General features: G+C 69.8%; 11 protein-coding genes. 6 read left to right on the top strand and 5 right to left on the bottom strand.

Annotation, left to right across the window (positions count from 1 at the left end):
* Positions 1-41: 41 nt before the first annotated feature.
* Together VT50_RS07620 and VT50_RS07615 are read left to right on the top strand one after the other, a co-directional pair.
* Positions 42-863: an ABC transporter ATP-binding protein gene (locus tag VT50_RS07620; protein ID WP_079343783.1), complete on the top strand. Its 822-nt coding sequence runs from the start codon at positions 42-44 to the stop codon at positions 861-863.
* A gap of 29 nt (positions 864-892) precedes the next feature.
* A complete protein-coding gene (locus tag VT50_RS07615; RefSeq protein ID WP_046085068.1) occupies positions 893-1,909 on the top strand; it encodes an iron-siderophore ABC transporter substrate-binding protein in 1,017 nt (338 codons plus the stop codon).
* Here the strand turns inward: VT50_RS07615 and VT50_RS07610 are convergent.
* Together VT50_RS07610 and VT50_RS07605 are read right to left on the bottom strand one after the other, a co-directional pair.
* Positions 1,902-3,698, bottom strand: coding sequence for a zeta toxin family protein (locus VT50_RS07610; RefSeq protein ID WP_046085067.1), 1,797 nt, complete (start codon positions 3,696-3,698; stop codon positions 1,902-1,904). The genes VT50_RS07615 and VT50_RS07610 overlap by 8 nt on opposite strands.
* Before the next feature lie 105 nt (positions 3,699-3,803).
* Positions 3,804-4,067, bottom strand: a complete 264-nt coding sequence (locus tag VT50_RS07605) for a hypothetical protein (RefSeq protein WP_046085066.1) — start codon at positions 4,065-4,067, stop codon at positions 3,804-3,806.
* Between the two features lie 117 nt (positions 4,068-4,184).
* Between VT50_RS07605 and VT50_RS07600 the strand changes: the two genes are divergently transcribed.
* The gene (locus tag VT50_RS07600) at positions 4,185-4,991 is read left to right on the top strand and encodes a GntR family transcriptional regulator (RefSeq protein ID WP_053048470.1); all 807 of its coding nucleotides are present in this window, start codon (positions 4,185-4,187) and stop codon (positions 4,989-4,991) included.
* A gap of 16 nt (positions 4,992-5,007) precedes the next feature.
* Positions 5,008-7,692, top strand: a complete 2,685-nt coding sequence (locus VT50_RS07595; RefSeq protein WP_046085065.1) for a tetratricopeptide repeat protein — start codon at positions 5,008-5,010, stop codon at positions 7,690-7,692.
* Between the two features lie 185 nt (positions 7,693-7,877).
* On the opposite strand, the gene VT50_RS07590 is transcribed toward VT50_RS07595, so the two are convergent.
* Together VT50_RS07590 and VT50_RS07585 are read right to left on the bottom strand one after the other, a co-directional pair.
* The gene (locus VT50_RS07590) at positions 7,878-8,771 is read right to left on the bottom strand and encodes a helix-turn-helix transcriptional regulator (RefSeq protein ID WP_046085064.1); all 894 of its coding nucleotides are present in this window, start codon (positions 8,769-8,771) and stop codon (positions 7,878-7,880) included.
* A 28-nt stretch (positions 8,772-8,799) separates the two neighbouring features.
* Positions 8,800-9,606 (bottom strand): SDR family oxidoreductase, encoded by an 807-nt coding sequence (locus VT50_RS07585; RefSeq protein WP_046085063.1) that lies wholly within the window; start codon positions 9,604-9,606, stop codon positions 8,800-8,802.
* Positions 9,607-10,113: 507 nt separating this feature from the next.
* On the opposite strand from VT50_RS07585, the gene VT50_RS07580 reads away from it, so the two are divergent.
* Both VT50_RS07580 and VT50_RS07575 read left to right on the top strand, forming a co-directional pair.
* The gene (locus tag VT50_RS07580; protein WP_046085062.1) at positions 10,114-10,788 is read left to right on the top strand and encodes an HAD family hydrolase; all 675 of its coding nucleotides are present in this window, start codon (positions 10,114-10,116) and stop codon (positions 10,786-10,788) included.
* A gap of 76 nt (positions 10,789-10,864) precedes the next feature.
* Positions 10,865-12,322 (top strand): MFS transporter, encoded by a 1,458-nt coding sequence (locus VT50_RS07575; protein WP_046085073.1) that lies wholly within the window; start codon positions 10,865-10,867, stop codon positions 12,320-12,322.
* 647 nt (positions 12,323-12,969) lie between these two features.
* Here VT50_RS07575 and VT50_RS07570 read toward each other — a convergent pair.
* Positions 12,970-13,398, bottom strand: a complete 429-nt coding sequence (locus tag VT50_RS07570; protein ID WP_046085061.1) for a VOC family protein — start codon at positions 13,396-13,398, stop codon at positions 12,970-12,972.
* Between the last annotated feature and the right edge of the window lie 188 nt (positions 13,399-13,586).

The raw sequence follows: 13,586 nt of genomic DNA, 5'->3' as shown, positions 1-13,586 counted from the left end.
CCCCCGACGCCCCCGACGCCCCCGACGACGAGGAGACGCCCGTGGCATCCCCGCACGCCCTGCAGGCCCGCGGCCTCGAACTCGGCTACGGCGAGCGCCGGATCATCTCCGGGCTGGACGCCGACATCCCGCCCGGCCGGATCACCGTCGTCGTCGGCCCGAACGCCTGCGGCAAGTCGACCCTGCTGCGCGCGATGGCCCGGCTGCTGGCCCCCACGACCGGCTCGGTGCTGCTCGACGGGCGCAGCGTCCACGCGATGGCGACCAAAGAGGTCGCCTCGGTGCTGGGCGTGCTGCCGCAGACGCCCGTGGCGCCCGAGTCGATCACGGTCGCCGATCTGGTGGGCCGGGGCCGCTACCCGCACCAGGGCTGGTTCCGCCGCTGGACGCCCGCCGACGACGAGGCCGTCGCCGCCGCCCTGCACGCCACCGACGTGCTGGACCTCGCGGACCGGCCCCTCGACGAGCTCTCCGGCGGCCAGCGCCAGCGGGTGTGGATCGCCATGGCGCTCGCGCAGGAGACCGATGTGCTGCTGCTCGACGAGCCCACCACCTACCTCGACATCAGCCACCAGCTCGACGTCCTCGACCTGGTGACCGACCTCAACCGCGAACGCGGCGTCACCCTCGTCGTCGTCCTCCACGACCTCAACCTGGCCTGCCGCTACGCCGACCACCTGATCGCCATGAAGGACGGCCGGATCGTCGCCGAGGGCAGGCCCACGGAGATCGTCACCGAATCCCTCGTCGAGGAGGTCTTCGGGCTGCGCAGCACCGTCATCCCCGACCCGGCGTCCGGCACTCCCCTGATCGTCCCCATGGGCCGCCACCACGTCGACACCCCCACCGCCCCGGCCACGTAGGCCCCTTCAGCCAAGGAAAGAGCACCCCCATGCCCACCAGATCCCCCTCCTCCCGCGCTCCCCGCCGTCGTGGCCTGCTCATCGGTGCCCTCGCGCTCGCTCTGACCGGCTCCCTAGCGGCCTGCGGCGCCAGCAAGGAGGACACCGACGACGGCGCGGGTCAGACGTCGTCGGGTGCCTTCCCGGCGAAGGTGTCCACGAAGTTCGGCACCGTCACGGTCAAGCAGCGGCCCAAGCGGGTCGTCGCGCTGGGCTGGGGCGACGCCGAGACCGCACTCGCGCTCGGCGTACGGCCCGTCGGGCAGAGCGACTGGCTGGCCTTCGGCGGCGACGGCGTGGGCCCCTGGGCGAAGGGCAGATACGCCACATCGCCGCAGAAGATCGGCACGCTGGAGCCCGAGTACGAGAAGATCGCCGCGCTTCAGCCGGACCTCATCCTCGACACCAAGTCGAGCGGCGACCAGACCCGCTACGACACCCTCAGCAAGATCGCACCGACCGTCGGCATACCCAAGGGCGGCGACCAGTACAAGATCACCTGGGAGAAGCAGACCACGATGGTCTCCCAGGCCCTCGGAGTGCCCGACAAGGGCGACAAGCTGATCGCGGACGCCAAGAAGGAGTTCGCCCAAGCGGCCGCGGAGCACCCGGAGTTCAAGGGAAAGACGATTACCGTGGGCTCGCGCACGGCGTCGGCGTGGGGCGCGTACGTACACGGCACCGGACGCCTGAACTTCGTCGAACGGCTCGGCTTCAAGGCCAACCCGGCCGTGGAGAAGAAGGCCGGCAAGGCGTTCTCCGTGCCCGTCTCGGAGGAGAACCTGCAGCTGCTCGACGCCGATCTGATGGTGATGGCGCCGATCGGCACCACCGCGAAGAAGATCAGCGACGATCCGCTCTACAAGTCGATCCCGGCGGCGAAGCAGGGCCACTCGGTCGTCTTCGACGACACCAACCTCAGCCAAGCCTTCGCCACCGACTCCGTCCTGTCCGTGCGGTACGCGCTGAAGCACGTGGTGCCGCTGTTCGCGAAGGCCCTCAACTGACGCCCGCTCCGGGCGAGCGGTACTCCCCAGCACCTGCGGTCGGCCCGTGGAGCGGGAAGCCCGGTGGCATCAGGGGCGCCGCCAGGGCGGTGATTTCCGAGAGTTCGGAGCGGTGGCGTGGCAGCAGCGTCCACAGTCGACGCTGCACCGCGGCGAACTGGGTCGCCTCGTCGTTGGTGTACGGGCGCCGCCGCTCCCCTTCCAGGACGGCCGCGGTATCACCTTCTCGGTTCCGTATCGCGAGAACATTCCGGTCGGTCACCGTGACGGTGTGCACCGCCGGATGACGGTCGAGGGTCGCCGCGAGTGCGGCGAGCGCCCGGTAGCACCGATCGTGCCCATGGGGGGTGGTGAAGCGGGAGGGCAGGCCGTGTTCCAGGCCGAGGGCGAACCGGTGCGCGGTGCCCTGGCGGCTGTCAGCCGCACGTACCGCCAGGACGAGCATCTCGACCCGGTAGCCCGCGGCCCGGTACCGGGAGGCCGACGTCAGCAGGTCGGTGCCGGTGGCCGGTGCCGCCTCCATCACCACATCGGCCTTCCGGCTCCGGAGCCATTCCTCTGCCGCGTTCTGCCATGCCCGGTAGTCGGCCCGCAGCAAGGCTCCCGCCGTGCGCGGGCGCTCGGCGAGCAGCCGCCCGTAGTCGGGGTGGAATGCGCGGAAGTCTTCGCCGGACACCAGGACAGCGCCCGGTCGCATGGCGTGTAACACCAGGCGGGACGCGGCTGTCTTCCCGGCGCCGGGTTGACCCACCACATAGACCGCTACCGGGTGGCGCCGGGGCTCGGGGTCGCCCAGATGGAACGGAACGATCAGGTCTGTGAAGATGCGTTGGTGTTCCGCGGGCGGGAGCCGATACCAGCTGGCGCCCCGAGGAGCGCCCGGATCGGTCCAGCTCGAGCGGAGCGGTGGTCCGGCCCAACGGAGGCCGTGGCGGAGGTCCGCGGCGACGGCCGTCCGGCGCGCCGCACCAGGGGTGTTGCGCGCGGTGTCCCCGACCCGCGCGGCGGTGTCGCGGAAGCGCCGGGCTTCGGTGGCGGTCCACGGCCGGGTCCGCTCGGCGGTCAGCGCTTGGACGGCGCGCGGTGGGATCGACCACCTTCCGTTCGGCGCCAGCCGGTTCAGGTAGTGCACGCCGTTGGCACCGATCACCGCCACCAGGTGTGCCAGTCGCTCGGCCTCGATGACGCGCAGGACTCCGGGCAGTTCCCGGGAGCAGTGGTCGTGGTTCCGCGCTGATACGTAGCGTCCGGCACCGGTGGCCCGCACCTGCTGGAGGTAGCGGTGGAGTACGGCCAGGCTGCTGACGGCCTCCGGAACCGCGAGCACGACCACTTCGACTCGGTGGCCGGCGCGTCGGTACGCGCCGAGCGTGGTACGGGCCTCCCCCGGGTCGGACAGTGCGGTCTCGATGACGGCGTCCAGCCGGTGGCGGCGGGTGTAGTCCTCCACCTCGGCCTGCCAGCGGCGGGTGTCCGGACGCGTACGCACTCCGGCGCTGCGGTCGTCGATCGCCAGAAGTGCCGGATAGCAGGGGTGGACCCGCTTGTAGTGGTCGCTGCCGATGCGCACGGTGCCACCGCCGCGGGCCAGCGCGGGGTGCACCAGGTCCACGAAGGTGGATTTGCCTGCGCCGGGCTGACCCGCCACGAACACCGCGACCGGGGAGGTCCGGGCCGTGGCCTCCTTGGCGACGGCCGGCAAGATCGTGGTGAGGAGCAGGTCGCGGTGTCGCTCTTCGGTCAGTACGGCGGGGGCGAACCCTCGTTCACCACCACGTGGCCGTGTCATTCGGCGTGCCGCTCGGTGGGCGCCATCGCGTGACGCGGGCTCAACTCTGCGGGTGGACAAGCACGGTGGCGTCGAGGACTGGGTGCGGTCGCGGAGGTGCGGCGGTCAACCGGTCCCGGAATCGGCCGAATGGAGCTCGGCGCGCAGCAGTCGCGGTTCGGGACCAGGGCCGCGGCCTTGCACGCTCCAGGTGTCGGCGTCGTCGAGTGCGTCCTGCACATCGACCCAGGCGTCCTCGGAACCCATCGCGTCGATGGCGCACAGGACGAGCACGCCCCGGTTGATTTCCTCGATCCGGGTGGCACCGCCCGTAAGGTCCGCGAGCCGGGCGGCGAGTGCCGCGGCCCGCCCTGCCAGAACCGCATCCACTCCTCCCCCTCACATCGCACCGATTACTGCGCGTATCGCTAATCGATTAGCGTGCCGCTAACCGATTAGCGTGTCAAGAATTGCAAGGAGTAGTGAGTTCCTCTCCAGGAGTAGGCAGTGCCCACTGCGGACTATCAGCGCATCGCCGACGACCTGCGCAGGCGGCTAGCGGAAGGCGAATGGTCCACGGGTGAGCAACTACCGCCGCGGGCCCAGCTGGCCCGCGAGTACCGAACCAGTCCGGCCGCGGTCCAGCGGGGCCAAGAACTGCTGATCGACGCAGGCGTGCTGGAGGGGCGCAAAAGCGTCGGCGTCTTCGTCCGCACCCCGCAGGCGCGCATCGCGCTGCCGGTGCTGCTGCCGATTCCGGACGCGATCCGGCAAGCCGGGCTCACCCCGGGTATCGAGTACCGGTCGGACGTCAAGGTCCCGGCCCCAGAGCCGATCGCCCGGCGGCTGTCGGTCGACCCCGACACCCCGTGTGTCCGCACCCGCTATGAGTATCTGGGCGACGCCCGCCCTTTGGCCCTCGGCGAATCATGGGAGCCGATGGCTCTCACCCATCGCACGCCCATTCTTCTGCCGGAGGACGGGCCACTGGCCGGTACCGGCGTGGTTCGCCGGCTGGCCTCGGTCGGCATCCGGGTCGGCCGCGCCCAGGTCCGTACGCACGCCAGGCACCCGAATGACCACGAGGCGCTACGCCTCGGGATCACCCGCCGCACACTGATCGTCAGGCTGGACCGCACACACCTGGCCGACACCGGCCAGCCGGTCGAGACCGCCACCTTCCTCCTCCCACAGACGCGTTGGGAACTGGTCTGCGACGTCCCGGTGCTGGTCTGCGATCCCGACGGCGGCGAGCATCGCGCACAGGGAGCCGAAGGCTCCGCGGACCGGCAGTCACAGGGCGGGATCGGTTGACCACCAGGGGGTTGGCATGACGGGTCGGGACTTGAGGGCTCTGTTCGGCTCCAACAACCCGCGCGTGGAGGCGGATGAGGCGTTCACGAACCGGGAGAGCCAGTGGCAGGTGTTCGTCGGCGCCCTGGACAGTCACCTGCGACACGTGGCCGGTCCGGGTTTCGACGCCGCCGACCTGGAGGCACCGCGACGGAACCTGCTCGTCTTCCACGGCGTCGGCGGCATCGGCAAGTCGACGCTGTCCCGGAGGCTGGAGGCCGCACTGGCGAATGCCGAGCACAGGCCGGCGCAATGGGGTGAACCGGCCTGGCACGGGCCGCGGATCGTCCCCGTCCGGATCGACCTGGCACGCTCGGCGAACACCGACTTCGAGCGCGTCATCGTCACGATCCGGCTTGCCATCGCGGCCGCGGTCGGTCGGCCCATGCCCGCCTTCGACATCGCGCTGCGTCGCTACTGGGACCATCAGCACCCGGGCGAGCCGTTGGAGGAGTACCTGCGCCGTGACGGCTTGATGGCCCGCTTCGGCCAGGCGCTTCCACAGCAGACGCAGGCGGCGCTCGGCGAGGTCGCCCAGGGCTTGGCGCTGCCCGGGATGCTCGGTTCCGCGGTCGGGCAGCTCACCGGGGCGTTGGTGAGGGCACTGCGCGAACACCGCCGCTCGGTGGCCGCGTTGGCGGGCTGCCCGCGGCTGGCCGACCTGCTGGAGGCCGACACCGACCTGGAGGAGCTCTCGTACTACCCGCATCTGCTCGCCTGGGAGCTGGCCCGCTTACCCGCCCGCAAGCAGATCGCGCTGGTGGTGCTCCTGGACACCTTCGAGGACATCGGAGACCGCACCCGCCGGGACATGGAGCGGCTGCTGCAGCACGTGGTGTGGCTCATGCCCAACGTCTTCTTCGTCGCCACCGGACGCAACCGGCTGCAGTGGGCCGACCCGGCCCTGCACGGTCAACTCGACTGGACCGGCCCGGCAGCCTGGCCCGGGCTGGCCGACCGCGGTCTGCCAGCCTCCCGGGCCGCCACCGCCGATCGGGACGGTCGCCGTCAGATCCTGATCGGGGACTTCAGCGACGAGGACCGCGAGGACTACCTCGCCCACCGCCTCGCCGTCGACGGCCAGCCTCTGATCGACCCGGCGCTGCGACGTGTGATCGCCGAACGGTCCCATGGCCTGCCGCTGTACCTCGACCTGGCCGCCATGCGCTTCCTCGAGATCCGCCGCACCGGCCTCACCCCGCGACCGGCCGACTTCGACGTCGACTTCCCCGCCCTCATCGCCCGCACCCTCACCGACCTCACCCCGGACGAGCGCCACGTCCTGCGCTCGGTCAGCCTCCTGGACGCCTTCGACATCCCCCTCGCCACCGCCAGCGCCGGAATCAGCCGCGACGCTCCAGTCCTCCGCCTGCTCGAGCGGCCCTTCATCCGGCACGCCCCCACCGGCCTGTGGCCCTACCACCTGCACGCACTCATCCGCTCGACCCTGCGCACCGCCGAAGACACCACCGATGACCGCTGGTCGCCCCGAGACTGGCGAAACGCGGCCGACCGCGCCCACATCGCCGTAGGCCAGCAGTGGGCCGAGCACACCGGCCCCGGCCGCCGTCCGCTGATCGCCTGCCTGCGCCAAGGTCTCACCCTGGCCGCCGAGTTCGACCTCGACCTGGGCTGGCTGACCGAGGCGGCCTGGCAGTACGTCAGCGACTCAGTGTGGGAACCCCTCACCCCCGCCCAGCGGAACACCGACGACGGGCCACGCCTGCGGACGCCAGCCCACGCCCTGGTCGAACTGCTCAGCACACTCGGCCGCCGCCAGCACGAACACCGCCGCACCACGGCCAACCGGCTCACCGCCGTCATCAACACCGGACTGCTACCCCAGGAACTGGGACAGATGGCCCGCTACTACCTGGCCAAGGCCCACCGCGACCTCGGCCACTCAGCCGCCTCCCGAAGCGAGATGCGACAGGTCGCCGACGGAGGAGGCCGCCTCGCCCCCGCCGCCCGCCGCGGACTGGCCCACCTCGCCCGTCTGGCCGGCGACTTCCCCACCGCCCTCACCGTCGCCGGGACCTTGGGGTGGGCCGGCCGGCAGAACCGTGTACTCGGCGACATCCACTGGCCCCAAGGCGACATCACACCAGCCGCCGACCACTACCAACACGCCCGCGACGAGGCCGAACAACACGGCATCGCCGGAGAACGCGCAACCGCCCAGGCACACCGCGCACTCGCGATGGCCTTCGCGGACCCCGCGACCGCGGAGAGCGAACTCGCCCTCGCCCACCACCTCCTGACCGGCCTCACCCTCCACGCCACCACCCTGACCGTGCACATCGCCCACCTCATCCGCGACGCGGGCCACAGCACCGCATTCCACGAACGCGCCCAGGCCCTGCGCACCGAGACCGAAACCGCCGGGCTCACTTCCCTCCTCCCCCTGCTTGAGCTCGCGGTCTGCTTCCACCACGCCGTCCGCGGCGACGACGATCCCCTCACCGCCGCCATCCACCGACTGCGCCGGCTCACCACCGACGGCGACCACGCCTACCTCGCCGAGATCGCGTCCTTCATGGGCGACCGCCCGACCACACCAGACGCCCGGCCCGTCCGATGGCTGGAAGGCGAAGCGACCGTCCGCCGACGCTGGCGCACACTCGTCACCGAAAGGTCCGCTACCGCTTCAGGACACCCCTGAGCGAGAAGCCAGAGCTGCCGTCACACGGGCCAGGCGGAAGGCTGGCAAGGCGAAACCGTTCGCGGGATCGCGGAATGAGCCCGGATCCACCGGCTTGCTGCCCGTGGATGGTTCACCCAGGCCGAGCGGTGCGGTCTGCCCGCGCTGGTCGGGGAGACCGACCTCGTACGGCTGAAGGGGCTGGACTATCCGTTGTGTGCTTCGAGCTCGGTCGCCAGCGTCTGTCGGGTGGCCGCCCACGACGCCAGGAGCGCCAAATTGTCAGCGGTCGGCGTGCCCGCGGGTGCGGTGTAGACGTTGAGGCGCAGGCCGGGTTCGGCGGGCAGTTCCAGGGACTCGACGTCCAAGTCGAGCCGGCCCACGATCGGATGGTGCACCCGCTTGCGTCCGGACCGGTGCAGCCGCACGTCCTGAGACGCCCACCGCTGGCGGAATAGCTCACTGCACGTTGACAGTTCGCCGACCAGGGCGATCAGCTCCTCGTCGTGCGGATCGCGGCCGGCTTCCATGCGTAGCTTCGCGGCCGCGTCACCGGCAATTTGGTCATAGTCGACAAAGAAATCCCTGGCCGCCTCGGGGTTGAGATAGACGAACCGCGTCGTGTTCGCGGGCCGTCGCGAGTCGGCCAGCACCGGTGAAAACAGCGCGCGAGCGAGTTGATTCATGGCGAGCACGTCATAACGGCCATTACAGATCCAGGCCGGCGCATCGGAGATCGCGTCGAGCACCTGCTGCAGCGTCGAGCGCACCGTCACTGCGGGCCTGCGCCGACGTGGGCCGCCGGGCGCCCTGGATCGGCGCGCGAGGCGGAACAGGTGGTCGCGCTCGGCCTCGTCGAGTTGCAAGGCAGAGGCCAACGCGACGAGCACGCCATCGGAGGCACCGGCGAGGCTGCCGCGCTCCATGCGCACGTAGTAGTCGACCGACACCCCCGCCAGTAGCGCCACCTCCTCGCGGCGCAGACCTTTGACCCGACGGTTGCCGCCGTAAGCGGGCAGGCCCGCCTGCTCGGGTGCGATGCGGGCGCGACGCGAGCTGAGAAACTCCCGAATCTCGGTGCGTAGATCCATCGTGGCCATCCCCTCACCGTAGGCCCGTTCCGCAGTCTCAAGGGGTACCCGTCGCGGTCGTCGCGATGCCGCCGTCCACCGGGATGATGGTGCCCGTGAGGTAGGACCCAGCCCGGCTGGCGAGAAACACGGCGATACCCGCCATGTCGTCGTCGCGGCCGATCCGGCGCAGAGGGGCCGCCGCCGCGATCGTGTCGCCGATGGCATCGAGCGTGGACGCCATCATCTGCGACGGGAACACTCCCGGTGCTACCGCGTTCACCGTGACGTGCTGTGGGCCCAGCTCCCTGGCAAGCACTCTGGTGAGTTGATGGAGTGCCGCCTTGCTGCTGGCGTACGAGTAGTTGGGCGACTGGGCGACGTGGATGGCGGCGATACTGCCGATGTTGATGATCCGCGCGGGATCATCGGCGGTGCCCGCCCTGCGAAGTGCCGGAAGCAGCGCCTGCGCCAGCCAGAACGGCGACTTGAGGTTGAGGTCGAGCACTGCGTCCCAGGCCTCGTCCGGGAACGTCGCCAGCGGCTCGCGCCACATCGCTCCCGCGTTGTTGACAAGGATGTCCAGGCGTTCCGAGTCGACCTTGACAAGATCAGCGAGGCGCTGACACTCGTCGTGCCTGGACAGGTCGGCGGGAATTGCTTGGACGTCGCCGAATCCGGACAGTAGATGCTGTGCCTCCGCGCACGCGTCTGCCTTGCGTGAGCTGATGACAACGCGGGCGCCCGCCTGGAGAAGGCCGCGCGCTATCATCATCCCAATGCCTTTGGTGCCGCCAGTGACAAGGGCGTACTTCCCACTCAGATCGAAAAGTTCTGTGCGAGTGGTGAATTGGGCGTCCGCCATTGATCTCCGTCCCTTCTGCCGTGGAACAATGTGCCGACACAGTCGCGCATTCGGGGCAGCTGAATTGAACCGATGGGGGAAAAGCTGTAGTGCGTGTCCATGGAGTTTTGTCGGCGTTTTCGACTCAACCAGGTTGACAGGCGTTGGGGACGTCTGGGAGACCCTGGTGATCCAGGTACTGTCAGAACCTCCTTGCCTGGTGCGCTGAGTCCGGATCCACCGGCTTGATGCCGCCGCGCCCTCCCCTGGCAGCGAACGCGACGTCTGAATGCCGCCAGCATCGCGGCGCCACCCCCGATACCTTGATCACGTCGTGCTGTCACACCCCTGTTCGGCAGCACACGATGGACGTCGGCGCCGGGCCCCTGCCAGGAGCACCTGTGCCCAAGGCACTCCAACGGGCCTTCAGCGTGCGTTGTTTGCCGCGCGGTTCATCCGACGGCGCGCTCCCGGCTCATTTCTCCTCAGCGCCTGACCACCGATCACGACCCAGGACGGATATCACTGATGACTGGCATCGCGTCTCCCGACGCCCTACCGATCCGGGCCGCGCTCTTTGACCTCGACGGGACGCTGATCGTCACCGAGCACCGCAGCCGGGCCGCTTGGACGCGGCTCTTCCAGGCTCATGGCTTGAGGATCGACGACGCGCTGTTGGCGACCTTCGTCGGCCGTCGCGGCCAGGAGGCGTTGGCCGACCACGTGCACCGCTTCCCCGGCAGCACCGTCGACGAGCTTTTCCATGAGGCCGTCGGCTACCTCAACGGCCCGGACATCCCTCCGCCTTATCCAGTGCCGGGGGCCGGGGTACTGGTAAAGACGCTGCACACCGAGGGAGTACCGATGGCCGTGGTCACCTCAAGTCTGGGCGAACACGCCCATGTGCTCTTGGACCACGTCGGCGGTGCGGACCTGTTCGCCACGGTGATCACCGCGGAGGATGTGCAGCGCGGCAAGCCGCACCCCGAAGGCTTCTTGAGTGGTTGTGCGGCGTTGGGTGTCCATCCGACACAGGCGGTGGCGTTCGAAGACGCTCCTGCGGGTATCGCCGCCGCCAAGGCCGGAGGGCTGGCGTGCGTGGGGTTGACCACCACCCACTCCGCCGAGGCGCTGGGCGCGGCCGACCTCGTTGTGCCCGACCTCACCGGGGTCCGCTGGCCTCCGCAGCTGACCGCTGCCTGACCCACCCCTCCAGAATGGACCCCGCATGCCGAGAAGGCAGTTCCAACCGGACAGTACCTCCGCGGAGGACACCGCCGTGCCGCACTCTGTCGGCCAGTCCGGTGAGTCCTCCGCCGTAGTCGTCCATCGGTGGCGCCTCCTCGCGGTTCTGCTGGCCGCACAGATGATCGCTAACATCGACACCGCGATAGCCAACATCGCCGCGCCTGTCATCCAGGGCGGCCTCGACGCCTCCGGCGGGCAGGTGGGCCTCGTGGTCTCCGGCTACGTGGTCGCCTACGCCGTCTTGCTTGTGGCCGGCGCCCGCCTGGGCGAAAGCCACGGCCACCGCCGGATCTTCCTGACCGGCCTGGCCGTCTTCACCGTCGCATCGCTGGCTTGCGCGGTGGCCCCCGACGCGGGTGTGCTGATCGCGGCCCGAGCCGTGCAGGGGGGTGGTGCGGCGCTGATGGTGCCCCAAGTGTTGAGCGGGATCCAGCTGCACTTCACCGGTCCGCAGCGGATCAGGGCCCTGGGCTACTACGCGGTCGCGCTGTCCGGCGGGGCGGTGGCCGGTCAAGTCCTGGGGGGCATGCTGATCGCGGCTGACCTGTTCGGCACCGGCTGGCGCCCGATCTTCCTGATCAATCTGCCGGTCGGGGTCGTTCTCTTGTGGGCGGCGCAGCGGTCCATGCCACGCGACGAGAACGGGAAGAAGCCGGGCAGCACGCAAGAGGTGGACGTACGCGGAATGGCGCTGCTCTCGGTGACCATCCTGCTGCTGATCGTGCCGCTACTGCTGGGCAACGATGAAGGCTGGCCCCTCTGGACGTGGGGATGCCTGGCGGCCAGCGTACCGGTGGCGGTGGTGTTCCGATGGAGCCAGCGTCGCCGTTCCGCACTGGGTGGTCGTCCCCTGATCGCCGAGGAAGTGGTTCACGAGCCGACCGTCCGTTGGTCGTTGGTGGCCCACGGCATCACCACCATGACCTATTTCGCGCTGCTGTTCGTTCTGGCGAATTACCTGCAGGACGGTGTGGGGCGGGGGCCGGCCTACGCCGGGCTGGCCATGGTCTCGTGGGTGTCCGCCTTCGGGCTCGCAGGCCCTCTCTTGGTCCGGGTGCCTGAGCGGCACAAGGCGGCGATGCCGGCATTGGGCTGTTTGATCCTGGCCACCAGCTACACCGCGCTATGGACCTATCTCGCCACGGCACACCACGCCGGGCCTGCGCTGTTCGTGCTTCTGGGGATCGGCGGGTTCGGTCTGGGCATCAGCTCCAACGCCCTGATCGCGCAGATGACGTTCGCACTGCCGGACCGCTACGCCGCCGACCTGTCCGGGGTCATCAGTACCAACGCCCAATTGTGGGGGGCGCTGGGGGTCGCGGCCCTGGGCGGCGGCTATCTGTCGCTGGCCGATGGGGGACTGGAGTCCGCGGTCCACGCGATGGAGGCGGTACTCGCCACCTCGGCGGTGCTGTCCGTGCTGTCCGCGGTGGCAGCGTGGCAAGGCCGCCTAACCCGGGCAACCAGTGGTCGTCGGCTATCCGTGTAGTACCGGTCGCGGCGCGCGATCGACTCGGACCAGCCCGGCCGAAGAGTTCCCCGCTTCAGGGCCGCCACGCGGCAGGCGGCCCTGGTCGAACTGCTCAGCACACTCGGCCGCCGCCAGCACGAACACCGCCGCACCACGGCCAACCGGCTCACCGCCGTCATCAACACCGGACTGCTACCCCAGGAACTGGGACAGACGGCCCGCTACTACCTGGCCAAGGCCCACCGCGACCTCGGCCACTCAGCCGCCTCCCGAAAGGAGATGCGACAGGTCGCCGACGGAGGAGGCCGCCTCGCCCCCGGCCACTACCAACACGCCCGCGACGAGGCCGAACCCACCACGCCGTCCGCGGCGACGACGATCCCCTCACCGCCGCCATCCACCGACGGCGACCACGCCTACCTCGCCGAGATCGCGTCCTTCATGGGCGACCGCCCAACCACACCAGACGCCCGGCCCGTCCGATGGCTGGAAGGCGAAGCGACCGTCCGCCGACGCTGGCGCACACGCGTCACCGAAGAGATCCCGTCAGCGTTTGCTGAGTGGCCCCGGCACGGGGTGAAGCCCCTGGGTGGGGGTGTTGGTCAAACCCCGTCGAGCAGCGTGTAAGACGTCATCGTTCGGTACTTCGGGCAGCGTGAGGCTGCTCACCGTCGCGTGCCGCCGTCGGCACTTTGCGAGGCGTCGGTCCGGTTCAGCTCGATCAAATCCCACCGGTTCCCATAGAGGTCCCGGAAAACGGCGACCGTGCCATACGGCTCACGCCGGGGCGCTTCTTCGAACACGACCCCGGCCGTCCGCATGCGCTCGTAATCGCGGTCGAACGCGGCCGTGTTCAAGAACCAGCCGACCCGGCCGCCCGTCTGATCCCCGATACGGGCCTCCTGCTCACCGGTCACGGCCCTGGCGAGGAGCACGGCCGTCTCCCGCGCTCCCGGCGGAGCGACCACGACCCACCGCTTCTCGCCGTCGAGCCGAGTGTCTTCCAGAAGCTCGAAGCCGACAACGTCCCGATAGAAGGCGATGGCCTCGTCGTAGTCACGCACGACAACAGTCACCAGTCCGAGATGAGGCACCGCGCGATCATGCCCATACGGCACGCACTTGAGCCAGTTCCCCAAGGAGCGGGGTGACCGGGCTGCCGTTATGTCCTGTTCAGGGCGGTGGGCATGGACAGTCCCGCGGTGGCACGTCACGCTTGGGCGAATGGGTGATCCGGAGAGTGGTAGGGACGGCAGGATACCGACGTCCAGCAGGTCCAGCA

The sequence above is a fragment of the Streptomyces antioxidans genome (assembly GCF_000968685.2).
Taxonomy (GTDB): Bacteria; Actinomycetota; Actinomycetes; order Streptomycetales; family Streptomycetaceae; genus Streptomyces; species Streptomyces antioxidans.
This window is presented reverse-complemented; position numbering and strand designations above follow the sequence as displayed.

Excerpts from the sequence above, each read along its gene's own strand:
- VT50_RS07585 (WP_046085063.1), bottom strand. The coding sequence starts at position 9,606 with ATGGCGGACGCCCAATTCACCACTCGCACAGAACTTTTCGATCTGAGT.
- VT50_RS07610 (WP_046085067.1), bottom strand. The coding sequence starts at position 3,698 with ATGACACGGCCACGTGGTGGTGAACGAGGGTTCGCCCCCGCCGTACTG.
- VT50_RS07580 (WP_046085062.1), top strand. The coding sequence starts at position 10,114 with ATGACTGGCATCGCGTCTCCCGACGCCCTACCGATCCGGGCCGCGCTC.
- VT50_RS07595 (WP_046085065.1), top strand. The coding sequence starts at position 5,008 with ATGACGGGTCGGGACTTGAGGGCTCTGTTCGGCTCCAACAACCCGCGC.
- VT50_RS07615 (WP_046085068.1), top strand. The coding sequence starts at position 893 with ATGCCCACCAGATCCCCCTCCTCCCGCGCTCCCCGCCGTCGTGGCCTG.
- VT50_RS07590 (WP_046085064.1), bottom strand. The coding sequence starts at position 8,771 with ATGGCCACGATGGATCTACGCACCGAGATTCGGGAGTTTCTCAGCTCG.